This is a genomic window from Pseudomonas sp. BF-R-26, assembly GCF_019947395.1.
Taxonomy (GTDB): Bacteria; Pseudomonadota; Gammaproteobacteria; order Pseudomonadales; family Pseudomonadaceae; genus Aquipseudomonas; species Aquipseudomonas farris.
The window spans coordinates 63,039-86,404 of record NZ_JAGYGK010000013.1 but is presented as its reverse complement, the minus strand read 5'-3'; the positions used below and the strand labels follow the sequence as shown (position 1 = coordinate 86,404).

At 59.9% G+C, this 23,366-nt stretch carries 21 protein-coding genes; 10 read left to right on the top strand and 11 right to left on the bottom strand.

What is annotated here, in order from left to right; all coding sequences use genetic code 11:
* The first annotated feature begins 337 nt into the window (after positions 1 to 337).
* The gene (locus KGB18_RS20195; protein ID WP_123359166.1) at positions 338 to 1,441 is read left to right on the top strand and encodes a GlxA family transcriptional regulator; all 1,104 of its coding nucleotides are present in this window, start codon (positions 338 to 340) and stop codon (positions 1,439 to 1,441) included.
* A gap of 114 nt (positions 1,442 to 1,555) precedes the next feature.
* On the opposite strand, the gene KGB18_RS20190 is transcribed toward KGB18_RS20195, so the two are convergent.
* The 6 genes from KGB18_RS20190 to KGB18_RS20165 all read right to left on the bottom strand — a co-directional run bounded on the left by KGB18_RS20190 (position 1,556) and on the right by KGB18_RS20165 (position 7,082).
* Positions 1,556 to 1,819 (bottom strand): hypothetical protein, encoded by a 264-nt coding sequence (locus KGB18_RS20190; RefSeq protein WP_123359165.1) that lies wholly within the window; start codon positions 1,817 to 1,819, stop codon positions 1,556 to 1,558.
* Between the two features lie 396 nt (positions 1,820 to 2,215).
* Positions 2,216 to 3,379, bottom strand: a complete 1,164-nt coding sequence (locus tag KGB18_RS20185; RefSeq protein WP_123719633.1) for a gamma-butyrobetaine dioxygenase — start codon at positions 3,377 to 3,379, stop codon at positions 2,216 to 2,218.
* 13 nt (positions 3,380 to 3,392) lie between these two features.
* Positions 3,393 to 3,869 carry a thioesterase family protein gene (locus KGB18_RS20180; protein ID WP_201061784.1) on the bottom strand — a complete coding sequence of 159 codons (477 nt, stop codon included), beginning with the start codon at positions 3,867 to 3,869 and terminating at the stop codon, positions 3,393 to 3,395.
* A 161-nt stretch (positions 3,870 to 4,030) separates the two neighbouring features.
* Positions 4,031 to 4,996 carry an L-carnitine dehydrogenase gene (locus KGB18_RS20175; RefSeq protein WP_201061786.1) on the bottom strand — a complete coding sequence of 322 codons (966 nt, stop codon included), beginning with the start codon at positions 4,994 to 4,996 and terminating at the stop codon, positions 4,031 to 4,033.
* Between the two features lie 141 nt (positions 4,997 to 5,137).
* Positions 5,138 to 6,025, bottom strand: a complete 888-nt coding sequence (locus KGB18_RS20170) for a 3-keto-5-aminohexanoate cleavage protein (protein ID WP_123719630.1) — start codon at positions 6,023 to 6,025, stop codon at positions 5,138 to 5,140.
* A 112-nt stretch (positions 6,026 to 6,137) separates the two neighbouring features.
* On the bottom strand, positions 6,138 to 7,082 hold the full coding sequence (locus tag KGB18_RS20165; RefSeq protein WP_123719629.1) for a choline ABC transporter substrate-binding protein: 945 nt from the start codon (positions 7,080 to 7,082) through the stop codon (positions 6,138 to 6,140).
* Positions 7,083 to 7,290: 208 nt separating this feature from the next.
* On the opposite strand from KGB18_RS20165, the gene KGB18_RS20160 reads away from it, so the two are divergent.
* On the top strand, positions 7,291 to 8,235 hold the full coding sequence (locus KGB18_RS20160; RefSeq protein ID WP_123719628.1) for a GlxA family transcriptional regulator: 945 nt from the start codon (positions 7,291 to 7,293) through the stop codon (positions 8,233 to 8,235).
* A 138-nt stretch (positions 8,236 to 8,373) separates the two neighbouring features.
* Here the strand turns inward: KGB18_RS20160 and KGB18_RS20155 are convergent, their stop codons facing one another.
* From KGB18_RS20155 to KGB18_RS20140, 4 genes are all read right to left on the bottom strand, one after another.
* Positions 8,374 to 8,790 carry a DUF3010 family protein gene (locus KGB18_RS20155; protein WP_007907538.1) on the bottom strand — a complete coding sequence of 139 codons (417 nt, stop codon included), beginning with the start codon at positions 8,788 to 8,790 and terminating at the stop codon, positions 8,374 to 8,376.
* 32 nt (positions 8,791 to 8,822) lie between these two features.
* Positions 8,823 to 9,146 carry a helix-turn-helix domain-containing protein gene (locus KGB18_RS20150; RefSeq protein ID WP_223570373.1) on the bottom strand — a complete coding sequence of 108 codons (324 nt, stop codon included), beginning with the start codon at positions 9,144 to 9,146 and terminating at the stop codon, positions 8,823 to 8,825.
* Positions 9,130 to 9,384, bottom strand: coding sequence for a type II toxin-antitoxin system RelE family toxin (locus KGB18_RS20145; protein ID WP_123497261.1), 255 nt, complete (start codon positions 9,382 to 9,384; stop codon positions 9,130 to 9,132). The genes KGB18_RS20150 and KGB18_RS20145 overlap by 17 nt, the downstream gene beginning before the upstream one ends.
* A 211-nt stretch (positions 9,385 to 9,595) precedes the next feature.
* On the bottom strand, positions 9,596 to 9,997 hold the full coding sequence (locus KGB18_RS20140) for a lysozyme inhibitor LprI family protein (protein WP_038981114.1): 402 nt from the start codon (positions 9,995 to 9,997) through the stop codon (positions 9,596 to 9,598).
* A gap of 248 nt (positions 9,998 to 10,245) precedes the next feature.
* On the opposite strand from KGB18_RS20140, the gene KGB18_RS20135 reads away from it, so the two are divergent.
* The 7 genes from KGB18_RS20135 to KGB18_RS20105 all read left to right on the top strand — a co-directional run bounded on the left by KGB18_RS20135 (position 10,246) and on the right by KGB18_RS20105 (position 18,697).
* A complete protein-coding gene (locus tag KGB18_RS20135) occupies positions 10,246 to 11,223 on the top strand; it encodes a dipeptidase (RefSeq protein ID WP_008033250.1) in 978 nt (325 codons plus the stop codon).
* A gap of 162 nt (positions 11,224 to 11,385) precedes the next feature.
* Positions 11,386 to 11,916: a DUF5943 domain-containing protein gene (locus KGB18_RS20130; protein ID WP_038981116.1), complete on the top strand. Its 531-nt coding sequence runs from the start codon at positions 11,386 to 11,388 to the stop codon at positions 11,914 to 11,916.
* Between the two features lie 15 nt (positions 11,917 to 11,931).
* Positions 11,932 to 13,992, top strand: coding sequence for a dimethylglycine demethylation protein DgcA (gene dgcA, locus KGB18_RS20125; RefSeq protein WP_008008115.1), 2,061 nt, complete (start codon positions 11,932 to 11,934; stop codon positions 13,990 to 13,992).
* Between the two features lie 161 nt (positions 13,993 to 14,153).
* Positions 14,154 to 16,103, top strand: a complete 1,950-nt coding sequence (gene dgcB / locus KGB18_RS20120; protein ID WP_123719625.1) for a dimethylglycine demethylation protein DgcB — start codon at positions 14,154 to 14,156, stop codon at positions 16,101 to 16,103.
* Positions 16,103 to 17,323, top strand: a complete 1,221-nt coding sequence (locus KGB18_RS20115) for an electron transfer flavoprotein subunit alpha/FixB family protein (RefSeq protein WP_223570372.1) — start codon at positions 16,103 to 16,105, stop codon at positions 17,321 to 17,323. Before dgcB ends, KGB18_RS20115 begins: the two co-directional genes overlap by 1 nt.
* Before the next feature lie 15 nt (positions 17,324 to 17,338).
* Positions 17,339 to 18,109 (top strand): electron transfer flavoprotein subunit beta, encoded by a 771-nt coding sequence (locus KGB18_RS20110; protein WP_030128552.1) that lies wholly within the window; start codon positions 17,339 to 17,341, stop codon positions 18,107 to 18,109.
* Positions 18,110 to 18,130: 21 nt separating this feature from the next.
* Positions 18,131 to 18,697, top strand: coding sequence for a GNAT family N-acetyltransferase (locus KGB18_RS20105; RefSeq protein ID WP_123719624.1), 567 nt, complete (start codon positions 18,131 to 18,133; stop codon positions 18,695 to 18,697).
* 332 nt (positions 18,698 to 19,029) lie between these two features.
* On the opposite strand, the gene KGB18_RS20100 is transcribed toward KGB18_RS20105, so the two are convergent.
* A complete protein-coding gene (locus KGB18_RS20100; RefSeq protein ID WP_201061793.1) occupies positions 19,030 to 19,260 on the bottom strand; it encodes a hypothetical protein in 231 nt (76 codons plus the stop codon).
* Positions 19,261 to 19,772: 512 nt separating this feature from the next.
* Between KGB18_RS20100 and KGB18_RS20095 the strand changes: the two genes are divergently transcribed.
* Entirely contained in the window at positions 19,773 to 23,231 is a 3,459-nt protein-coding gene (locus KGB18_RS20095; protein WP_223570371.1) for an alpha/beta fold hydrolase, read from the top strand.
* Positions 23,232 to 23,366 lie beyond the last annotated feature (135 nt).

The following is a 23,366-nucleotide window of genomic DNA, read 5'->3' as shown; positions in this document are numbered from 1 at the left end:
ATCAGGGATCCAATTCAAGCCTGACCGTCCGTCACCCGTGCTTGCGGTGACACTCTCTCCTGGAGCGTCGTAGCCCTGTTCCCACAAGTGCTACCGATTTGCTCACACGCAACGGGGCAGAGCGCTGCGACCCTTGATGACACTTATAACCTCCTGTCTCTACGAGTCATATTTAGACACATCGCGACGTCGTTTTCAGGAGTTATTGAACGCGCATTCAAGTTTAGGCATGGCAATTGCTCTGTCATTACAAAGCCCGTCTCCCACGCGAGAACGATGGCAATAAAAAGAGCCTCCGCCTGAGGCCATCACCCGCTTTGTGTGAGGAGATACCGCGATGACGACGTTCAACTCCGGGGCTCAACCCCAGAACCGTGCGCCTCAATCCATCGGCTTTTTGCTGCTGGACAATTTCACGCTTATTTCTCTGGCCTCTGCAGTAGAACCTCTGCGCATGGCCAACCAATTGTCCGGCCGCGAGCTGTATCGCTGGACCACACTCACCGTCGATGGCGGTCAGGTCTGGGCCAGTGACGGTCTACAGATCACCCCCGACGCCTCCATGCACAAAGCGCCTCCCATGGACACCATCATCGTCTGCGGCGGTATCGGCATTCAGCGCACCGTAACCCGCGAGCACGTGTCGTGGCTGCAAAGCCAGGCGCGTCAGTCCCGTCGTCTCGGCGCGGTCTGCACCGGCAGCTGGGCCCTGGCGTGCGCCGGTCTGCTGGACGGTTTCGATTGCAGCGTGCACTGGGAATGCCTGGCGTCGATGCAGGAAGCTTTCCCGCGGGTGGCCATGAGCACCCGTCTGTTCACCCTCGATCGCAACCGTTTCACCAGCTCCGGCGGCACCGCGCCGCTGGACATGATGCTGCACCTGATCAGCCGCGATCACGGTCGTGAACTGTCAGCCGCGATCTCGGAAATGTTCGTCTACGAGCGCATCCGCAACGAGCAGGATCACCAGCGCGTGCCGCTCAAGCACATGCTCGGCACCAACCAGCCGAAGTTGCAGGAAATCGTGGCGCTGATGGAAGCCAACCTCGAAGAGCCGATCGACCTCGACGAACTGGCGGTGTACGTCGCTGTTTCGCGTCGTCAGCTGGAGCGGTTGTTCCAGAAATACCTGCACTGCTCGCCGTCGCGTTACTACCTGAAACTGCGCCTGATTCGCGCTCGGCAGCTGCTCAAGCAAACGCCGATGTCGATCATCGAAGTGGCGTCGGTATGTGGTTTCGTGTCTACGCCGCACTTCTCCAAGTGCTACCGCGAATACTTCGGCATTCCGCCACGTGACGAGCGTGTGGGTTCCAACACCACACAACAAGTGGCGATGATGCCGCTGCCGCAAGCACTGGTGCTGTCGCCGTTGTCCGGGCCGCTGTCGGCGTTGAGCCAGGCGCGCAATGAGTCGACGTTTGCTAGCGTAAGGCTCTAAACCGAGGGGCCTTCATCGCGGGCAAGCCCGCTCCCACAGGTTCTGTGTCGATGCATCAATTGTGTATACGACGCAAAATCACTGTGGGAGCGGGCTTGCCCGCGATTGGCTCTATCAGGCACTACGGCTTTGCTGATACTCCGCCAGCGCAGGCAGCAATTGCCTGTCGATCGCCTGGCGCACGGCCGGCAGGATGGTCGCGCTGCTGGTGTACATCTGCTTGACCATAGTCCGCAGCGTCATCGCCCGCTCATCGTTCAAGCCTCGCACCGCACACTCGCAAGCCTGCTCGGCTGTAGAGCCATTCGGCACTTGAAAACCCAACGATTTCAGCTGGCCCAACAGGTCTTCCTGGTCAATCAAATCGGCGTGCATCATGACGCAATCCTTCTTCAGGGAACGGTGTCGTGGCTCGATTCTGGTAGGGGCTGGGGATGGCGGCAAGGACGATTTGTCGCAATGGCCGCAATACCTATGAACAGGTCGCTTTCGGCTAACTTGCGAATGATGGGAGTGGGCACACTGGACTCAGCTGGCTTCACGAAGGTTTGGTCACCCTCGCGCAACAGCTCCTCAACAGTACCCACCTCTGCCCCGATCCTGTCACGGCTTGATCGGGGTTTTTTTTGCGTGTGAATCAGAGGGTTTTGTGTTGCCTGTGCGGACGCCATCGCGGGCAAGCCACGCTCCCACAGGATCGGGGTTACCACAGATTTGGCGAACGACGCCAAATCTGTGGGAGCGTGGCTTGCCCGCGATGAACGATGACGCGGTTTATCTTTGCAATACCAATATCCGCGACAGCAACTCATCCCGGTCAACATAACAACCCTGGAAATGCCGGGCGCCGGTAGCGGGGTCGAAAGCGTTGCGGGCGTGGAGGGTGCGGCGGTTGTCGAAGCACCACAGCTCGCCGGGGTTGAGCCGGGTCATCACCCGGAAGCGCGCCTCGCGGGTCATCGCAATGAAGCGTCGGTAAGCGCGATACAGCTTGGGCATTTGCTCGACTGAAGCATCGAACGGTCCACGCAGAAAGTTCGCCATGCGGATTTCCGACACTTGCCCGAAAGAGTCCAGAGCGATGATCGGCGCCAGACAGCGATAGTCGCTATGGCGGTCCTTGTTGCGGAACTCCACGGGGATTTCACACAAGGCCTGAAACACCTCGGGATCTTCCTGGCGCAAAGCTTCAGCGATGGCAAAACCGTCGACGAAAATGCTCTCACCACCGTCGGCGTCATTGACCAGGCAATGCAGAAATTGCAGCCCCGGTTGCAACTCTCGGGTCGGCAGGTCGCTGTGCAGCGGCAGGTTGAAGGCGGTGTAGGCATTGCTGTCGGCGTCGGCCTTGGATTGCACGTTGAACAGCACGCCGAAATTGCTCTCGCGGATGAAGGAGATCCGCTGTGCGATCAGCTTCAGCGAGCCCGGCTCAGTCGGTACGCCGCGAACCTGGGTCAGGCCGATGTCGCGCACGGCCAAGAGCCATTGCAGCAATGCTTCGTTGTCGTTCATCAACGCCTGATAGTCGAACACTGGAAGCTTCAGCTGGCTGTCCCACAGCTTACTTTTCGGTTTGGCGGCCCGGCGTTCGGCGCGGGACTCGTCGTCATAGGCGTGGGCTCGCAGCCAGCCCGGGTCGAAGCGGCTTAGATGGCCATCCTGCCAATCGACACACAGACAACCTTCGGCATCGATTCGCGCACTGTCGGGGATCAGATTTTCCGCGACATCGACGATTTCCAGCACTTGCTCGCGGGTCACCGTGTAGACGCACTGCGGGCACGGGCAGTTGTCCCGTAGCCATTGATGATGAAAAGGGCTGACCCGACCGTCCGCCCACTGCACTTGAATGCGGTCCGCCAGGGTGTGCATGGCGGTCAACGCGCTGATCAGCGGGTAGGTGCGGAAATCGGCAAAAGCGGCGGCGGTGTTCATGACGAGCTCCTTATTATTTTTCGGGCGGTAAAGCGATCACTCGGCCGATGAAGGCGGGGGCGGGCAGGTCGGCTTGCTCGGCGACAATGGCTTGTAGTTTGCTCAAGGTTTCTTCGCTGAACGGTGCGGATCGCGGCCCGGCCAGGTCGACGTGCAGCAGCATTTGTTCATTGCCCGCCAGCTCCTTGTCACCGCCCACCAGATGCAGGCTGTGGTAGAGGTGCAGGCGCTTGCGGTCATGGCCGATGATCTGGGTGTGCACTTCGACATCGGCATCGAGCTTCACTTCGTGCAGGTAGTTGAGGTGCAGTTCGAGGGTGAACAGCGAGTTGCCGCTGGCTTCGCGGTTGTTGCTGTCCATGCCCAGTTGATCCATCAGCGCGTCGGTGGCGTAGCTGAAAATCAGCAAATAGAAGGCATCGCGCAGGTGGCCGTTGTAGTCGACCCAGTCGGGGATGATTTTGGTTTGGTAGGTGGTGAGGGTGGGCATGGTGAGTGATCCAACGTTGGTGGTGTCTGGGCTGTCGCTATCGCGGGCAAGCCCGCTCCCACAGTGATTTGAGGTGTAAATACAATTTATGCCACCCAGTAGATCCCTGTGGGAGCGGGCTTGCCCGCGATGAGGCCAGACCTGCTGGCCCCTGACTTGGTTTATTCGCTAAACGCCATGCCATGCTTGGCCTTGGTGGTCTTCACCGCTTCCAGTACCGCCAGCAAGCAATCATCACGATAGCGCTCCAGCGCCGAAATGCTGTGCGTGCCCAACTGTTCGCTGGTGCCATCCACCACGTCATCGATCAATTTGTCGGTCAGCTCCGGTGCCGGCAGGTAGGTCCACGGCAACTGCAACGCCGGCCCGAATTGCGCCATGAAGTGCCGCATGCCCGCATCGCCACCCGCCAGGGTGTACGTCAGGAAAGTACCCATAAACGACCAGCGCAGGCCCGCGCCAAAACGAATTGCATCGTCGATTTCACCGGTGGTCGCCACGCCGTCGTTAACCAGATGCAGCGCCTCACGCCACAACGCTTCGAGCAAACGGTCGGCGATAAATCCTGGCACTTCCTTGCGCACATGCAACGGGCGCATCCCTAAGGATTCGTAGACTTTCATTGCCGCTTGCACCGCTTCCGGTGCGGTATTTTTGCCACCGACCACTTCCACCAAGGGCAGCAGGTAAACCGGGTTGAACGGGTGCCCGACCACGCAGCGTTCCGGGTGGGTCGAACTCTCGTAGAACTCGCTCGGCAACAGCCCCGACGTACTGGAACCGATCAAGGCATTGGGCTTGGCCGCCGCGCTGATTTTGCTGTGCAGTTCCAGTTTCAGGTCCAGTCGCTCTGGAGCACTTTCCTGAATGAAGTCCGCATCACGAACGCATTCTTCAATGGTGGCGACAAAGCGCAGACGATCCTGCGACGCGCCGGGTGCCAGGCCTTGTTTCTCCAGTGCGCCCCAGGCATTGGCGACACGTTTGCGCAGCGCCGCTTCGGCACCGGGCGCCGGGTCCCAGGCCACCACGTCGAGGCCGTGGGCGAGGGCGCGAGACACCCAGCCGCTGCCGATGACACCGCTGCCCAGGGCGGCGAAGGTTTTGATATCAGTGATAAAGCTCATGAATGCTGTCCTGAAGATTGGTCGAGAAACCTGTGGGAGCTGGCTTGCCTGCGATGGCGTCAGTACATTCAGTGCATTTTCTGCGGCTGGACTACCGTCATCGCGGGTAAGCCCGCTCCCACAGGTAAGGTGCAGATTTGGTTAACCGCGCTTGGTCAGACCCATTTTTGTCCGGCCTTCAGCTGGGGTCAGAACACGGGCGCCGAGGCGGCTGAGGATTTCCGAGGCGCGTTCGACCAGTTGGCCGTTGGTCGCCAAAACACCCTTGTCCAGCCACAGGTTGTCTTCCAGGCCAACCCGCACGTTGCCGCCGAGCAGTACAGCCTGTGCGGCCATAGGCATCTGCATGCGACCGATGCCGAACCCGGCCCAGACCGCGTCGGCCGGCAGGTTGTCGACCATGGCTTTCATGGTGGTGGTGTCGGCCGGCGCGCCCCACGGGATGCCCAGGCACAGCTGAAACAGCGGGTTATCGAGCAGGCCTTCCTTGATCATCTGCTTGGCGAACCACAGGTGACCGGTGTCGAAGATTTCCAGCTCAGGCTTAACGCCCAGTTCTTGAATGCGTTTGGCGCCAGCGCGAAGTTGCGCCGGGGTGGACACGTAAATGGTGTCGCCGTCGCCGAAGTTCAGGGTGCCGCAATCCAGGGTGCAGATTTCCGGCAGCAATTCTTCGACGTGGGCCAGACGGGTCAGCGGGCCGACCAGGTCGGTGTTCGGGCCGAACTCCATCGGGTTCTCGCCCGCGCCGATTTCCAGGTCGCCGCCCATGCCGGCAGTGAGGTTGACGATGATGTCGACGTCGGCCTCGCGGATGCGCTCCATCACTTCGCGGTACAGCGCCACATCACGGCTGAATTTGCCGGTTTCGGGGTCGCGAACATGGCAGTGGACCACGGTGGCGCCAGCCTTGGCGGCTTCCACGGCAGCCGCGGCGATTTGTTTCGGGGTGACCGGCACGTGTGGGCTTCTGGCGGTCGTGTCGCCAGCACCGGTGAGTGCGCAGGTGATGATGACGTCGTGGTTCATGAGGCGGGTTCCTTGCAGGCGAGAATTTTAGGTGTGGCTTAGGTGTGGCTTAGGGCGTGACGATTCCGTTCGCAGCCCACATCGGGCTGCGAATCGGTGATTCATTTCAGGTTTATTTACTGGTCAGTTTCAGGTTTTCAGCAGCCGGTTTGCCGTCGAAGGTGGTCACGCCTTCGAGCCAGCGTTGCTTGTCTTGCGGGTGATCCTTGAGCCATTGCTTGGCCGACTCGAAGGCGTCCTTGTGATCGAGCAGCGGTTGCATCATTCGGCTCTCGTCTTCGGCGGTGTAGGTCAGGTTGCTCAGCAAGCGACCAATGTTCGGGCATTGCTCGGCATATTTCGGCGCGGTGACCGTCCAGACGGTGGCCATGCCTTCGTTCGGGCCGAGGGCGTCTTCACTGCCGGTGAGGTAGGTCATTTGCACGTTGACGTTCATCGGGTGCGGCGCCCAGCCGAAGAACACTACGGCTTCCTTGCGCCGCACGGCGCGATCCACCGCCGCAAGCATGCCGGCTTCGCTGGACTCGACCAGCTGGAACTTGCCCAGGCCAAACTGGTTCTTGGCGATCATCGCCTTGATCTGAGTGTTGGCGCCCGAGCCAGGCTCGATGCCGTAAATCTTGCCGCCCAGTTCTTTTTCGAATTTGGCGATGTCAGCGAAGGTTTTCAGGCCTTTGTCGGCGAGGTAAGTCGGCACGGCGAGGGTGGCGCGAGCATCCTTGAGGCTTGGGGCTTCAAGCACTTCGACCTGCTTGGCATCGACAAACGGCGTGATGGTCTGCGTCATCAGCGGGTTCCAGTAACCGAGGAACAAGTCCAGGCGCTGATCGCGAATGCCGGCGAAGATGATTTGCTGGGAGGCGCTGGTCTGTTTGGTGTTGTAGCCGAGGCCATCAAGCAATACTTGGGTCATGGCGCTGGTGGCGATCACGTCGGTCCAGTTCACTACGCCCATGCGCACGTTCTGGCACGACGCGGGTTCTGCCGCCATGACGCTGGCGCTCAAGAAAGTGGTACCGCTGAGTGCAAGAACACAGCTGCTGATCAGTCGTTTCATGTCGGGTTCCTCGGCAGACGTTATTGTGGGTTCCGGCATCTTCATGCGCCGGTGATGCCCAAGTTACGCAGCTGAGCCCCCGTAAAAACGCACTGCGGCGACCAGCTCTTGCACTGCAGCGACCTGCGCACTTGAATGCCGTCGGCAAGTGGCGTATCAACGTCCACACGCTTCCCGCCCTCTCGCTACCTGCCATCGAGTGCGCTCCATGTCCCAGGATTTCTACTTCTTGTTGATGCCGGGTTTTTCGGCGATCGGTTTTATCTCGGCGATCGAGCCGCTGCGGGTCGCCAATCGCTTTCGCGGCGAGCTGTACCGCTGGCATGTGTTGAGCGCTGATGGCGGGGCGGTGCTGGCCAGTAACGGCATGTCGGTCAACGCCGATGCGGCGCTGGAACCCCTGAAGAAAGGCGCAACCTTGCTAGTGGTCGCCGGTTTCGAGCCGCTGAAATTCACCAGCCCGGCACTGGAGCACTGGTTGCGTCGTTTGGACAACGAAGGCGTGACCCTCGGCGCCATCGATACTGGCAGCTTCGTCCTCGCCGAAGCCGGCCTGCTCGACGGCCACCGCCTGACCCTGCACTGGGAAGCGATCGACGCCTTCAAGGAGTCTTATCCACAGCTCAGCGTCACTCAGGAGCTGTTCGAGATCGACCGTCGGCGTATCACCTCTGCTGGCGGCACGGCTTCCATCGACCTGATGCTCGACCTCATCGGCCAGGCCCACGGCCCGGAACTGGCGATCCAGGTCAGCGAACAATTCGTACTCGGGCGCATCCGTCCGCGCAAAGACCACCAGCGCATGGAAGTCGCCACGCGGTATGGCATCAGCAACAAGAAACTGGTGCAGGTGATCGGGGAGATGGAACAGCACAGCGAACCGCCGCTGAGTACCCTGGAGCTGGCGGAATCGATCAAAGTGACCCGGCGTCAGCTGGAACGCCTGTTTCGCCTGCACCTGAACGACACGCCGAGCAATTTCTATCTGCGGTTAAGGCTGGAGAAGGCGCGGCAGTTGCTGCGTCAGACGAACATGAGTGTGTTGGAAGTGAGCATCGCGTGCGGGTTTGAATCGCCGTCGTATTTCACCCGCAGTTATCGGGCACGGTTTGAGCGGTGCCCGCGTGAAGACCGACGTACGGCTAAAGCGTAATTCTGACGACACCCGAGAAACCTGTGGGAGCGGGCTTGCCCGCGATGAGGCCTGCACATTCAATGTTGATGTTGACTGACACGCCGCCATCGCGGGCAAGCCCGCTCCCACAATGATCTGTGTTGATGAGAGAAAATGTTACTTCTTCATCAAGACCGAGCACGCCGCCTTGTAAGCCTCATGCTGATACTTGTTCAGCGTCTCCGGCAGTGCAAAATCGAACTTCTTGTTCTGCGCATTGATGGTCTGCGGCGACAGCAGCGTCACCTCGCAATTTTCCAGCAGCTGGAAAATCCCCTCAATCTTGAACGTAGTCGGCCCACCGGCGAATTCGCCTTTCTTGCTGCGCTTCTTGATCGCGATCCGGTCGATTGAATTCTCGCGAACAAACGACGCCACCTGAGCGGCAAAGACTTTAACGTTAGCGGCTTCGTCGTCCTCGTCGAGGGCGATTTTCTTGGTGGCGAGGGCGACGTGACTGAGCGCCTGACCGTCGAGGGAGGCCACGGCGATGATCGCTTCACTGCCTTTGATTTCGATGCCGCAGATTTTCATTTCAATCCCTTTTCCTGATGCTGGCGTTCAGCTTACAACTCTAGTTGGTTGGCGGTGATGCCAAAAGCTGCGGCAATTTTTTCACGGGTTGCCTTGCGGGGCTTGGCGACCGTTTCCTGCTGGGCGAAAGCCGGTTGGGAAATGCTCATGCGCTTGGCAACTTCATCCTGCGTAAGGTTCAGGTGTTCGCGCCAGGCGCGAATGGGCGTCGCGCCATCGACGATGCGACTGACCACTTCGTGGGGGATCAGATCGGGCTCGATCTTCTGCGCCACATACTGCGCGTACGGAATGACCACGAACGCCGGTTTTCCCTCCGCGTCGTTGATGATTTGAATCTCAGTAGGTGCGTTCATCGCGTTTTTTGACCTCTTGAATACTGACCACTTTGATCGCGCCATCCCAGTCGAACATGACCCGATAACTACCGACTCGCAGTCGATAGGCGTAGTCATGACCAACCAGTGCTTTGACGTTGCCTACATCAGGCATGCCAGCTAGCGCCGTGATGGCATCACGAACCTGGATCTGATGAACGGAATGCAATTTCAAGAGCTGCTTAACGGCCTTTCGAGTCCAGTGAATGCTGTTCATGGAAGAATATAAGTCTTTTATAAGATTTGCTAATCTTTGCTTATATTTTTCAGGTGGCCAACAAACGAAATTTATCGGGATGTTGCTCGAAAAAACTGCTTTAACCCTTACCCCGCGGGACTTGTAGGCTTGCTCGGTGAAGCCTGTGGGAAAGGTCTTGATTGAAGGTAAAAGCTGGGAGGGCTACCAGCTTTCGACGGACGATTCAGGATCACTCCTGCCCAATCGACTCCAAAAACTCCGACCGCTCGTCACTCATGCGCGCCACGCAATCATTTTGCGCAATGGTGAACGCTTTGCTACCACTGGTCGCCGGAAATGCGTCCACTGCGCAATCGGCATCCCGGGTTTTCAGCCATTGCTGTTGCGCGGTTTTGATTTTGGCGGTGATGTCGGTCAGTTGCGCCTTGTTGTTGCCGTAAAGCGTTTGCATGCGCTCGGTCAGGCTCTGATAGTTGTCGCTCAGTAGCTGTTCGGCGGTGGTTCTGCTGTAGGCCGAGCATTCCAGGGTCTGGATTTCGTTTTCGACAGCATCGCAAGGGTTGTCGTCGGCCTCTTCAGCTGCTTGTACGCCAGTCGCAATCAGTGCCAAAGCCAGGAAGATCGATTTCATTGCGTCGCCGCCCCTTAATCCAGTCATGCATTCAGTAAAACATCCAGTGATGCGGCGAATTCTGGCCCAAGCGGGCGGCGTTGGATAGGTAGGCAATGACGCCTGTTGATGACCCTTTGTCGCGGATTGACGCTTTCGGCAATTCCTCTGTCGTTTTTGCACCCGGCTGCCCCGGCCCTCAGGCATATGCTGGCCCCAAAGCGCCGGCACACGATTCGGCGCATGAATCGCTAATAGGGGACAGCCTGATGAGCCCAGCCGAATTGCACGCCGACAGCATCGTTATCGACGGGCTGATTATTGCCAAGTGGAACCGCGAGCTGTTTGAAGACATGCGCAAGGGCGGTCTGACCGCGGCCAACTGCACCGTGTCGGTGTGGGAGGGCTTCCAGGCCACTGTCAACAACATCGCCGCCAGCCAGAAGCTGATCCGCGAGAACAGCGACCTGGTGATTCCGGTGCGCACCACCGCCGATATCCGCAAGGCCAAGGAGCAGGGCAAGACCGGTATCCTCTTTGGCTTCCAGAATGCTCATGCGTTTGAAGACCAGATCGGCTACGTCGAGGTCTTCAAGCAGCTCGGCGTCGGTATCGTGCAGATGTGCTACAACACCCAAAACCTGGTCGGTACCGGTTGCTACGAGCGCGATGGCGGCCTGTCGGGTTTCGGTCGTGAAATCGTCGCCGAGATGAACCGCGTCGGCGTCATGTGCGACCTGTCCCACGTCGGCTCGAAAACGTCCGAAGAAGTCATCCTCGAATCCAAGAAGCCGGTCTGCTACTCCCACTGCCTGCCGTCGGGTCTGAAGATTCACCCGCGCAACAAATCCGACGAAGAGCTGAAGTTCATCGCCGATCACGGCGGTTTCGTTGGTGTGACCATGTTCGCGCCGTTCCTGGCAAAGGGCATCGATTCGACCATCGACGACTACGCCGAAGCCATCGAATACACCATGAACATCGTCGGCGAAGACGCCATCGGTATCGGCACCGACTTCACCCAGGGCCATGGACAGGACTTCTTCGAATACCTGACCCATGACAAGGGCTACGCCCGCCGTCTGACCAGCTTCGGCAAGATCATCAACCCGCTGGGCATCCGCACCGTGGGCGAGTTCCCGAACCTGACCGAGACCCTGCTCAAACGCGGCCATTCCGAGCGGGTGGTGCGCAAGATCATGGGCGAGAACTGGGTGAACGTCTTGAAAGACGTTTGGGGCGAATAAGCCCACTTTGAATAACGATCCCTTGTAGCAGCTGCCGAGGTACGAGGCTGCGTCGGGCTGCGAAGCGGCCCCCGAGGGCGGTCCTACGGACACGCAACGCAGCCTCGTACCTCGGCAGCTGCTACGCAAAACACACAACGAATTTTCTGGAGTTAAGTTTCCATGGCCAAGATCGCCCCGCAATTGCCAATCGAAGTCGACAGCGAAACCGGTATCTGGACTTCCGACGCCCTGCCGATGCTGTACGTACCGCGTCACTTCTTCGTCAACAACCACATGGGCATCGAGGAAGTGCTGGGCGCCGAAGCCTACGCCGAAATCCTCTACAAGGCCGGCTACAAGTCCGCCTGGCACTGGTGTGAAAAAGAAGCTGAATGCCACGGCCTGGAAGGCGTCGCGGTGTTCGAGCACTACATGAAGCGTCTGTCGCAACGCGGCTGGGGCCTGTTCAAGATTCAGGACATCGACCTCGACAAAGGCACCGCCAGCGTCAAGCTCGAACACTCCGCATTTGTCTATGTGTACGGCAAGGTCGGGCGCAAGGTCGACTACATGTTCACTGGCTGGTTTGCCGGTGCCATGGACCAGATCCTGGCCGCTCGCGGCAGCAAGATCCGCACTGTCGCCGAACAAGTCTACGGTGGCTCCGAAGAAGGCCACGACGACGGTTTGTTCACCGTCAAGCCGTTGTAAGTCGAGGACCCCGCCATGGCTTTCGAAGCAATGTTCCAGCCGATCCAGATCGGCAAACTGACCATCCGCAACCGCGTGCTCAGCACCGCGCACGCCGAGGTCTACGCCACCGACGGCGGCATGACCACCGACCGGTACGTCAAGTATTACGAAGAGAAAGCCAAGGGCGGGATCGGCCTGGCGATTTGCGGCGGTTCCTCCAGCGTGGCCATCGACAGCCCGCAAGGCTGGTGGAAGTCGGTCAACCTGGCCGACGACCGGATTATTCCGCACTTCCAGAACCTGGCCGACGCCATGCACAAGCATGGCGCCAAGATCATGATCCAGATTACCCACATGGGCCGTCGTTCCCGCTGGGACGGCGAGCATTGGCCAACCCTGCTGTCGCCGTCGGGCATTCGTGAACCGGTGCACCGCGCGACCTGCAAAACCATCGAGCCGGAAGAAATCTGGCGGGTGATCGGCAACTACGCAAGCGCAGCCGCGCGGGCCAAGGCCGGTGGCCTGGACGGCGTCGAACTGTCCGCTGTGCACCAGCACATGATCGACCAGTTCTGGAGCCCTCGGGTCAACAAGCGTACCGACGAATGGGGTGGCAGCTTTGAAAACCGCATGCGTTTCGGCCTGGAAGTGATCAAGGCTGTGCGCAAGGAAGTCGGTCCTGACTTCTGCGTTGGCATTCGTCTGTGCGGTGATGAATTCCACCCGGATGGCTTGTCCCATGAGGACATGAAGCAGATCGCCAAGTACTACGACGACACCGGCATGATCGACTTCATCGGCGTCGTGGGCTCGGGTTGCGACACCCACAACACCCTGGCCAACGTTATTCCGAACATGAGTTATCCACCGGAGCCATTCCTGCACTTGGCCGCCGGTATCAAGGAAGTGGTGAAGGCTCCGGTTTTGCACGCGCAGAACATCAAGGATCCGAACCAGGCAACCCGTATTCTGGAGGGCGGCTACGTCGACATGGTCGGCATGACCCGCGCCCACATCGCTGACCCGCATTTGATCGCCAAGATCAAGATGGGCCAGGTCGACCAGATCAAACAGTGCGTCGGCGCCAACTACTGCATCGACCGTCAGTACCAGGGTCTGGACGTCTTGTGCATCCAGAACGCCGCGACTTCCCGTGAATACATGGGCGTGCCGCACATCATCGAGAAATCGACCGGTGTGAAGCGCAAAGTCGTGGTGGTCGGTGCCGGTCCTGCCGGGATGGAAGCGGCTCGCGTGTCGGCCGAACGTGGCCACGACGTGACCCTGTTCGAGAAGAAAGAATTTATCGGCGGGCAGATCACTACCGCGTCGAAAGCTCCACAACGGGACCAGATTGCCGGTATCACTCGTTGGTTCCAACTGGAACTGGCGCGCTTGAAAGTCGACCTGCGCCTGGGCGTGGCGGCGGATGCGGCGACCATTCTCGACCTGCGTCCGGACGTGGTGGTGCTCGCTGTCGGCGGTCATCCATTCCTGGAGCAGAACGAGCATTGGGGCGCGGCTGAAGGCCTGGTGGTCAGCAGCTGGGACATCCTCGACGGCAAGGTTGCACCGGGCAAGAACGTGCTGGTCTACGACACCATTTGCGAGTTTACCGGGATGTCGACGGCCGACTTCCTCGCCGACAAGGGCAGCCAGGTCGAGATCGTCACCGACGACATCAAGCCGGGCGTGGCCATCGGCGGTACGTCGTTCCCGACGTACTACCGCAGCATGTACCCGAAAGAAGTGATCATGACCGGCGACATGATGCTGGAGAAGGTCTACCGCGAAGGCGACAAGCTGGTGGCGGTACTGGAAAACGAATACACCGGCGCCAAAGAGGAGCGGGTGGTCGACCAGGTGGTCGTCGAGAACGGCGTGCGTCCGGACGAAGAAATCTACTACGCGCTGAAGGAAGGCTCGCGCAACAAAGGCCAGATGGACATCGAAGCCCTGTTCGCGATCAAGCCTCAACCTTCGCTGAGCCAAGCAGGTGACGGCTACTTGCTGTTCCGCATCGGCGACTGCGTGGCCCAGCGCAACACCCACGCGGCGATCTATGACGCGTTGCGGTTGTGCAAAGACTTCTAACGGCTTGCACATGACCCTGTGGGAGCGGGCTTGCCCGCGATAGCGGTGGGTCAGTCAATGCAAATGTGACTGACAAAATGCAATCGCGGGCAAGCCCGCTCCCACAGGAACCGAGTAAGGCATCTCGACCTGCAAGACCCCGAGGTCTTTGGGAGCTCCACATGTTGAACACCCTTCTTCCAATCCTGTTGTTCGCTGCCTTGGGCCTGGCTGTCCTGGGCGCGTTGCGGCGGGTGGCTATGTGGCGTCAGGGCCGGGCTTCGAAAGTCGACCTGATCGGCGGTCTGTTCGCCATGCCCAAACGCTACATGGTCGATTTGCACCACGTCGTCGCGCGGGACAAATACATTGCCAACACCCACGTCGCCACGGCTGGTGGTGCAGTGGCGTCCATTGTGCTGGCGATTCTGGTTCATGGCTTTGGCCTGCATAACCGCATCCTCGGTTATGCACTGCTGCTGATGTCGGCGGTGATGTTTGTCGGCGCGATCTTTATGTTCCTGCGCCGTCGCAACCCACCGGCCCGCTTGTCCAAAGGCCCGTGGATGCGCTTGCCGAAAAGCCTGATGGCGTTCTCGGCATCGTTCTTCCTGCTGACCCTGCCGGTCGCTGGCATCCTTCCGGAAAACTTCGGTGGTTGGGTGGTGGCTGCGATCCTCGGCGTCGGTGTGCTGTGGGGCGTTAGCGAACTGTTCTTCGGCATGACCTGGGGCGGGCCGATGAAGCACGCCTTCGCCGGTGCCTTGCACCTGGCCTGGCACCGTCGCGCCGAACGTTTTGGTGGCGGTCGTTCCACCGGTTTGAAGCCGCTGGACCTAAACGATCCAAACGCGCCACTGGGCGTGGAAAAACCCAAGGATTTCACCTGGAACCAACTGCTCGGCTTCGACGCCTGCGTGCAGTGCGGTAAATGCGAAGCGGCGTGCCCGGCGTTCGCCGCTGGCCAGCCGCTGAACCCGAAAAAACTGATTCAGGACATGGTCGTTGGTTTGGCTGGCGGTACTGACGCCAAATTCGCTGGCAGTCCGTATCCGGGCAAAGCCATTGGCGAACACAGTGGCAATCCGCATCAACCAATCGTCAACGGTCTGGTGGATGCTGAAACCCTGTGGTCCTGCACCACTTGCCGTGCCTGCGTCGAGGAATGCCCGATGATGATCGAGCACGTCGACGCCATCGTCGACATGCGTCGCCATCTGACTCTGGAAAAAGGCGCGACCCCGAACAAGGGCGCCGAAGTTCTGGAAAACCTGATCGCCACCGATAACCCGGGCGGCTTCGCGCCAGGCGGGCGGATGAACTGGGCGGCGGATTTGAACCTGAACCTGCTCAGCGAGAAGAAATCCACCGACGTGCTGTTCTGGGTCGGCGACGGTGCTTTCGACATGCGCAACCAGCGCACCCTGCGCGCCTTCGTCAAAGTGCTGAAAGCGGCCAAGGTCGACTTCGCAGTGCTGGGTCTTGAAGAGCGTGACAGTGGTGACGTGGCACGACGCTTGGGCGACGAAGCGACCTTCCAGCTGTTGGCCAAGCGCAACATCCAGACCCTGGCCAAGTACAGCTTCAACCGCATCGTCACCTGCGACCCGCACAGTTTCCACGTGCTGAAAAACGAGTACGGCGCCTTCGACGGCAACTACCTCGTACAGCACCACAGCACTTACATGGCGGAGATCATTGGCGAAGGCGCCCTGAACCTCGGCCAGCACAAAGGCAGCAGCGTGACCTATCACGACCCGTGCTACCTCGGTCGCTACAACGGCGAATACGAGGCGCCGCGTGAAGTACTGCGCGCCCTGGGCATCGAGATCAAGGAAATGCAACGCTCCGGTTTCCGTTCTCGCTGCTGCGGCGGCGGTGGCGGTGCGCCAATCACCGACATTCCGGGCAAGCAGCGGATCCCCGACATGCGCATGGAAGACATCCGCGAAACCGGCGCCGAACTGGTGGCCGTGGGTTGTCCACAATGCACTGCGATGCTCGAAGGCGTGGTCGAACCGCGTCCAATGATCAAGGACATTGCCGAACTGGTGGCCGATGCGTTGCTCGAAGACGCAACGCCGGGAAAGCCATCGGCACCGGCCAAACGTGAACCTGCGGAGGTGCATTGATGAGCGACATTATCCGCCGCGACCCACGCGCCGAATGGATCGCCCGCAACCGTCTGCACCCGCTGCACGCGGCCATGCAACCGGCGCAACACAGCTGGATGGGGCCTAACGGCCTCATCCGCAAAAATCCTCACGGGATCGGTTTTATCGGCCCCAACGGCATCAAACGGATTGACCGCAGCGGCGCTCAGCAGGGCGGGGCGACTAAACGCTCGGCCGGGGTTGAAGTGCAATTGCCGCTGCATCAAGTGGCTGCACCTGCGTTCTACATCAGCGTGGTGCCGGACATGGTCGGCGGCCGCTTGAGCAGCCACGACCGCGACTTGCTCGGCCTGGCCCATCAGTTGGCCGGCAAGGACGGCGCGGTATTGGCCGTGGTCTTCGGTGAGCACAAGGAAAACGCCTTCGCCACGGCTGGCGTGGATCGCTTGCTGGTGCTTGAGGGCGACGAATTCAGCGGTTATGCACCGGAACAACGCGTCCAGGGCCTGCGGGCTGTGGATAACCAGTTCAGCCCACGTCACTGGTTGCTGCCGGACAGCCGCAGCGGTGGTGGCGAACTTGGTCGACGCTTTGCCGCCGCACTGGGCGAGCGCCCGGCCACGCGGGTCTGGCAGGTCAAGGATCAGGAGTGCATCGGCCGCGCCGGTGCTGGGTTGCAAGACCTGGCGCGTCCAGTCGCACGCTTGATTCTGGCTGCTGCCGAATGCGCTGAACCGGTCAGCGAAACCCGTCACGAGGCCTTGCCAGTGGAGTTATCCACAGCGGTCGCACGCAGCCTGTCGCGGATCGAAGATCTGGGCGCGGTGGCGGTGGACCCGGCGGCGATTCCGATGGCCGAAGCCGAATTCATCTTCTCCGGCGGCAACGGGGTCAAGGACTGGGGACTTTTCCACAGGACGGCCGAGGCGTTGGGCGCGACCGAAGGTGCGTCACGAGTGGCGGTGGACGACGGCTTCATGGCCCGCGACCGTCAGGTCGGTGCGTCCGGCACTTGGGTCACAGCACGGGTTTACGTGGCGGTGGGCATTTCCGGGGCGATCCAGCACCTGCAAGGCATCGGTGCCTGCGACAAGGTGGTGGCGATCAACCTCGATCCTGGCTGCGACATGATCAAACGGGCCGACCTGTCGGTGATCGGCGAGAGCGCCGAGATTCTTCAAGCCTTGATCGATGCGGTAGAGGCTTACCGCAATGAAGCCAAGCGCGATGCGGCTTAAGGAAAGGAAAGGGTTATGAGCACGAAAATCATCAGCCTGGTGTCCATCGGCGCCCACCCGACCTCCGGCCGGCCACGCCGCGCCGAGCAGGATGCGCGGGCGGTTGAACTGGGTTTGCAACTGGCTGGGGATAACCTGCAAGTGCTGCATGCCGGCGACGTCGCGGAACCGGCACTGCGCGCTTATCTGGGCATGGGCCTGGAACAGCTGCATGTGCTGGAGCAACCGGAAGGTGCGGACGCGCTGCCAGCATTGACCGCGTATTTGCGCGATGCCGGGGCGCAAGTGGTGCTGACCGGCAGTCAGGCGGAAACCGGTGAAGGCTCGGGCATGTTGCCGTTCCTGTTGGCGGAAAGTCTTGGCTGGCCGCTGGTGGTGGGGTTGGCGCAGGTCGAATCCATCGACGGTGGTTCGGCGCTGGTGCTGCAGGCCTTGCCTCGTGGGCAGCGTCGGCGCTTGAAAGTGCGCCTGCCGTTTCTGGCGACTGTGGATAACGCAGCGCCCAAGCCTCGGCAGAGCGCCTACGGTCCGGCCCGTCGCGGGGTATTGCAGGCGGATGAAGTCGAGGTGATTGACGATGAACTGCTGGCGGTGGCCACGCTGCAACCGGCCAAACCACGGCCCAAACGCTTGAAAGTGATCAAGGCCAAGAGCGGTGCAGATCGCATGAAGGCCGCGACGGCCAAGGCCAGTGGCGGAGGCGGGCAGGTGCTCAAGGGCGTGACCGCGCAGGCGGGCGCTGAAGCCATTCTCAAGTTACTGATTGAAGAAGGCGTGGTTCGCTAACGGTCCTGTGGAGCCCGGTAAATGGCAGTTGAGTTTCGTTCGGCCCTGCGCGCGGATGCGCGGGAGATTGCTCGCTTGTTTCAGATTTCATCAGAAGGTGCGGCGGATTACATCTGGAGCCAACTGGCGCAGCCTGGCCAGGACCTGCTGGAGGTCGGTGCCAGTCGTTACGCACGTGAAGACGTTGATTTCTCCTATCAGAACTGCCTGATCGCGCAGGCCGAGGGAAAGGTCATCGGCATGCTGCACAGCTACGCGATGCGCCATGACCCTCAGGCCGCTCCCGTGACCGATCCGGTCCTGGCGCCGTATGCCACGATGGAAATCCCCGACACCCTGTATATTTCGAGCCTGGCCCTGCATGAGGGCTGGCGCAATCAGGGTTTGGGCAAACAATTCCTCGCTTACGCCTACGACCGTGCCAACCGGTTGGAGCTCAACGGCTTGAGCCTGATCGACTACGCGGTGAACACCGGCGCCCGGCGGTTTTATGAGCGCCATGGCTTCCGGATCGTCGATACCTGCCAGATCACGCCCCACCCAATGATTCGGGTCACGGGGGAAGCCTATTTGATGTATCGGCCTTAAGGCTGAGCCCTGTTCGTGTGGGATCGCCGCACCGCCGCTCCCACATGGGTTCAGTGTCGAACACTGATTATGTGCACACCCACGTTACCCACAATCCCTGTTAGTGCTTCTGTGGATAACATGTTCGCCCCTCGCTACACCCCATGCCCATCAAGTCCTCCAGCCTTCCGTACAAAAAACAACCAATGTAAGCCACGGTTTTTTCGAGCTTTTTCCACAGAACAACTTCGCTCGTGAGCCGATACTTGCCCCCAATCTCTGTTGGCGCTTCTGTGGATAAGATGTTCGCTGTCCGCTACAGGCTATATAAAACGTGGCTTTTAGTGGGTTGATCAAATAATGTTCAATTGACCCTTTTCTCCCCCTGATCCTTCCGCAAACCCTGAATTTTCGCGGCTTTCAGCGGTTTTCCACAGAACCTGCAAAGTTGCCCCCAAAGTCTGTTGGCGCTTCTGTGGATAAGGTGTTCGCCATCCTCTACACGCCATATAAACCGTGGCCTGCAGACTTCTGATCAAAAAACGATCAATGCTTGCGTAAAACCCTGCTTCTGGATAAGTCACGGTTTTTCTTGGTTTTTTGTGAATGAATTTAGCCCGTCATCCACAGTTGTCCCCAATAGCTGTGGGTGGAGATGTGGATAACTTGTTCGCTAAACCCTGCAAGCCACGGCCCATATAGGCCACAACGCGATAGATCAGATTTCATACAGTTCTAAGGCACTACCTTGACTTCAATCTGTCGTCTGTCTTCACTCTCATGGCACAAGGACAGCCGTCACTTATCCACATTGGTTCAGGGAGAACGCGTGATGGATAGCCAGCCACATCGCTCGCAGCCACATTCGCACCCCAGCCCCTGCATGACCTGTGTACCGACACCCGCCACCTTGCTGCGTAAACGGATTCATCGTCGCGCCACCAATCAGCGCGCTCGTCTATAGCGCCTGAAGCCTTTCCCCATCCCCTGACGCTGCTGCCATTGAGGCCCGACCGTGCCCGGTGACCAGGCGTTTGTTCGTCTATCGATTGCAGGCAACCACAGAGTTGCCCATCTGCCTGAGAGGAAATGACCCATGACACGGATCGCCACGCCCATCAGTGATATCAAGGAACATTACGACGTGATCGTCATCGGCTCCGGCTACGGCGGCGGGATCGCGGCGTCGCGCCTGTCCCGGGCCGGCAAGCGGGTGTGTCTGCTGGAGCGAGGCCGGGAAATCCAGCCCGGCGAATACCCTAATACGATGCTGGCGGCCACTGAAGAACTGCAAGTCCATGACCCGGACGGGCATATCGGTTCGCGCACCGGGTTGTTCGACCTGCACGTCAATGCCCAGCAGAACGTGGTGGTCGGTTGCGGCTTGGGCGGCACGTCGCTGATCAACGCTAACGTCGCTCTGGAACCGGAGCCCGGCGTGTTCGACGATCCGCGCTGGCCGCTGGCGGTGCGTGAACACCGCGACACGCTGCTTAAGGATGGGTACGCCCGGGCTCGGGAGATGCTCAAGCCCAATCCATACCCGAGTACCGCACCGAACCTGCCCAAACTAGACGCCAACAAAAAGTCTGCGGACTACCTCAAGCAAGGTGCGCATTTCTACAAGCCGCCGATCAACGTGACCTTCGACAAGCTGCCGAACAACCTCAACCATGTCGGCGTCGAGCAATTACCGTGCAACCACTGCGGCGACTGCGTGTCGGGCTGTAACAACAAGGCCAAGAACACCACGCTGATGAATTACCTGCCGGACGCCTGGAACCACGGCGCGGAGATTTTCTGCCAGGCCGAGGTGCGGCACCTGGAGCGCGACGGCGACGGCGACGGCTGGATCGTGCATTTCCAATACCTGGACAGCGGCCGCGAGAAGTTCTCGGCACCGACGCTATTCGTCAAGGCTGACGTCGTCGTGGTTTCGGCGGGCACCTTGGGTTCCACCGAAATCCTCCTGCGTTCTCGGGACAAAGGTCTGGCGACGTCCGATCAGCTCGGCGAGAACATGAGCGGCAACGGTGACATTCTCGGTTTCGGCCACAACTGCGACCAAGCGATCAACGGCATCGGTTTCGGCGCGCACCCGGCCAGTGAAATGAAACCGGTCGGCCCGTGCATCACCTCGATCATCGACATGCGCACCGAAGGCGACTGGCGCAGCCGCATGGTCATCGAAGAAGGCTCGATCCCCGGCGCGCTCGGCCGGCCCATGGTGCCGAGCATGGCCGCGTTCGCCGGGTTGATCGGCAAGCCCACCGATGACAGCTTCAGCGGCAAGCTCAAGTACGCCGAGCGAGAAACCGAAAGCTTCCTGCGCGGCCCGTATCACGGCGCCCTGCATAACATGCAGACCTACCTGATCATGAGCCACGACGACGGCAAGGGTCGCATGGTGCTCGACAGCAAGGATCAGCTGCGCATCGATTGGCCGGGTGTTGGCGAGCAGGAAAACGTCAAACTCGGTAACGAGCGTCTGCACCAGAGCACCAAGGCATTAGGCGGGATCTGGGTCGAGAATCCGATCTGGACCGAGCTGCTCAAACACAGCATCGTTTCCGTCCACCCGTTGGGCGGTTGCGTCATGGGCGAGGACGCGGAGCAAGGCGTGGTCAACCACAAGGGCCAGGTGTTCAGCAGTACCAGTGGCACCAATGTCTATGCCGGGTTGTACGTGACCGACGGCGCGGTGATTCCGACCTCCCTGGCGGTCAATCCGCTGCTGACCATTTCCGCCGTGAGCGAGCGCAACATGGGCCTGCTGGCGGCCGATCGCGGTTGGCACATCGACTACACGCTGCCCTCGGCGCCGCGCAAACAGGTGGCGCCGCCAACCCTCGGCGTGCAGTTCACCGAAACCATGAAGGGCTATTTCTCCAAGGACTTCACCCAGCCTCAAGGCACTGATCTCAAACTCTACGAGGCGGCGGCCAAACGCGGCGAGTCAGAGAACTCGCCGATCGAGTTCACCCTGACCATCACCGCCAACGACCTCAACCGCATGATCAAGGAGCCGCAACACGCCGCGACGCTGGTCGGCACGCTCAATGCGCCGGGCCTGTCGCCGGAACCGCTGACCGCCAGCAATGGCGTATTCAATCTGTTCGAGGAATATCAGGAACAGGTCGGCGTGCGGCACATGAAATACGACATGAAACTGACCGCCGAGGACGGCAGCGATTATTACTTCAGTGCGTTCAAAACGGTGCCCGAAGACAACGGCGTGCTGAACGTCTGGCACGACACCAGCACCCTCTATGTGACGCTGTATCGCGGATCGGACAAGACCGGTGAAGTGATTGGTTCGGGTGTAATGCACATCCATCCAGTCGATTTCGCCAAGCAGATGACCACCATGAAGGTGCTCAATGCCCGCAACGAACGCGAGCGCATCGACGGGCTGGCGCGGTTCGGCAAGTTCTTCGCCGGCATCTTGTGGGAGAGCTACGGCGGGGTGTTCGCGGGTGACATCTACTTCAACCCCGATGCGCCGCCTCGGCAGAAGCGCCCGCTGGATGCGCCGACCCCGAGCGTGCATTTCTTCCAGACTGAAGACAACGTACAGCTACGCCTGACCCGCTATCAGGGTGGCAGCAAAGGGCCGGTGATGCTGGTGCATGGCTTGGGCGTGGGTTCGAATATTTTCTCCACCGACACCATCCAGACCAACCTGCTGGAGTACCTGTGCAAGCACGAGTACGACGTCTGGTTGCTGGATTTGCGAGTGAGCATTCTGTTGCCCGCGAGCAAGAAGGAATGGAATGGCGACCAGATTGCGCAGTACGACTTCAAGGCCGCCATCGCGCAGATCCAGCAAGCAACCAAGGCCGCGGACGTGCAATGCGTGGTGCATTGCTACGGCGCGACGACTTTCTTCATGTCGCTGCTGGCCGGATTGCAGGGCGTGCGTTCGGTGGTGTGTTCGCAGATCGCCGCGGATACGGTGGTCGCCACGGCAACCGGGCTCAAGGCAGGTCTGCACCTTCCGGGGATGCTTGACGCCATCGGCATCAAATCCCTCACCGCGTATGCCGACAACAAGGAGAGCTGGTTCAACAAGCTCTACGACAAGGCTCTCAACGGGTATGCCCGCATCGAGGCTCAGGGCTACTGCACCAACCCGGTGTGCCATCGCATCACCTTCATGTACGCGTCGTTGTACCGCCACGACACGCTCAACGAGACCCTGCATGACAACCTGCATGAGCTGTTCGGCGAATCGAACATGCAGACCTTCGAGCACTTGGCGTTGATCCTGCGCAAAGGTCATCTGGTGGACTTCAAGGGCCAGGACGTCTACATGCCGCACTTCGACCGGCTGACCATGCCGATCTGCTTCATCAGCGGCGAAGACAACCAGTGCTACCTGCCGGAAAGCACGCTCAAGACCTATGAGCGCGTGTGCAAAGTCCATGGGCCGGAGCGCTACAGCCGCCATGTGGTGCCGGGTTACGGGCATATCGACTGCATGTTCGGAAAGAATGCGGTGCTCGATGTGTACCCGATCATCCTGCAACACCTGGAGAAAACCGCTCAGGGTTGACGCAACCCCTGTAGGAGCTGCCGCAGGCTGCGATCTTTTGACTTTGCTTTAAAAAACAAGATCAAAAGATCGCAGCCTGCGGCAGCTCCTACGGGAGTGGTGTCGCGCTCGAAATGGACAAAAGGAAATGGATGC

Coding starts and splice junctions, on each gene's coding strand:
- KGB18_RS20160 (WP_123719628.1), top strand. CDS start 7,291: ATGTCCCAGGATTTCTACTTCTTGTTGATGCCGGGTTTTTCGGCGATC.
- KGB18_RS20140 (WP_038981114.1), bottom strand. CDS start 9,997: ATGAAATCGATCTTCCTGGCTTTGGCACTGATTGCGACTGGCGTACAA.
- KGB18_RS20095 (WP_223570371.1), top strand. CDS start 19,773: ATGACACGGATCGCCACGCCCATCAGTGATATCAAGGAACATTACGAC.
- KGB18_RS20190 (WP_123359165.1), bottom strand. CDS start 1,819: ATGATGCACGCCGATTTGATTGACCAGGAAGACCTGTTGGGCCAGCTG.
- KGB18_RS20155 (WP_007907538.1), bottom strand. CDS start 8,790: ATGAAAATCTGCGGCATCGAAATCAAAGGCAGTGAAGCGATCATCGCC.
- KGB18_RS20195 (WP_123359166.1), top strand. CDS start 338: ATGACGACGTTCAACTCCGGGGCTCAACCCCAGAACCGTGCGCCTCAA.
- KGB18_RS20105 (WP_123719624.1), top strand. CDS start 18,131: ATGGCAGTTGAGTTTCGTTCGGCCCTGCGCGCGGATGCGCGGGAGATT.
- KGB18_RS20115 (WP_223570372.1), top strand. CDS start 16,103: ATGAGCGACATTATCCGCCGCGACCCACGCGCCGAATGGATCGCCCGC.
- KGB18_RS20180 (WP_201061784.1), bottom strand. CDS start 3,869: ATGCCCACCCTCACCACCTACCAAACCAAAATCATCCCCGACTGGGTC.
- KGB18_RS20165 (WP_123719629.1), bottom strand. CDS start 7,082: ATGAAACGACTGATCAGCAGCTGTGTTCTTGCACTCAGCGGTACCACT.
- dgcB (WP_123719625.1), top strand. CDS start 14,154: ATGTTGAACACCCTTCTTCCAATCCTGTTGTTCGCTGCCTTGGGCCTG.
- KGB18_RS20170 (WP_123719630.1), bottom strand. CDS start 6,025: ATGAACCACGACGTCATCATCACCTGCGCACTCACCGGTGCTGGCGAC.
- dgcA (WP_008008115.1), top strand. CDS start 11,932: ATGGCTTTCGAAGCAATGTTCCAGCCGATCCAGATCGGCAAACTGACC.
- KGB18_RS20145 (WP_123497261.1), bottom strand. CDS start 9,384: ATGAACAGCATTCACTGGACTCGAAAGGCCGTTAAGCAGCTCTTGAAA.
- KGB18_RS20185 (WP_123719633.1), bottom strand. CDS start 3,379: ATGAACACCGCCGCCGCTTTTGCCGATTTCCGCACCTACCCGCTGATC.
- KGB18_RS20135 (WP_008033250.1), top strand. CDS start 10,246: ATGAGCCCAGCCGAATTGCACGCCGACAGCATCGTTATCGACGGGCTG.
- KGB18_RS20175 (WP_201061786.1), bottom strand. CDS start 4,996: ATGAGCTTTATCACTGATATCAAAACCTTCGCCGCCCTGGGCAGCGGT.
- KGB18_RS20150 (WP_223570373.1), bottom strand. CDS start 9,146: ATGAACGCACCTACTGAGATTCAAATCATCAACGACGCGGAGGGAAAA.
- KGB18_RS20130 (WP_038981116.1), top strand. CDS start 11,386: ATGGCCAAGATCGCCCCGCAATTGCCAATCGAAGTCGACAGCGAAACC.
- KGB18_RS20110 (WP_030128552.1), top strand. CDS start 17,339: ATGAGCACGAAAATCATCAGCCTGGTGTCCATCGGCGCCCACCCGACC.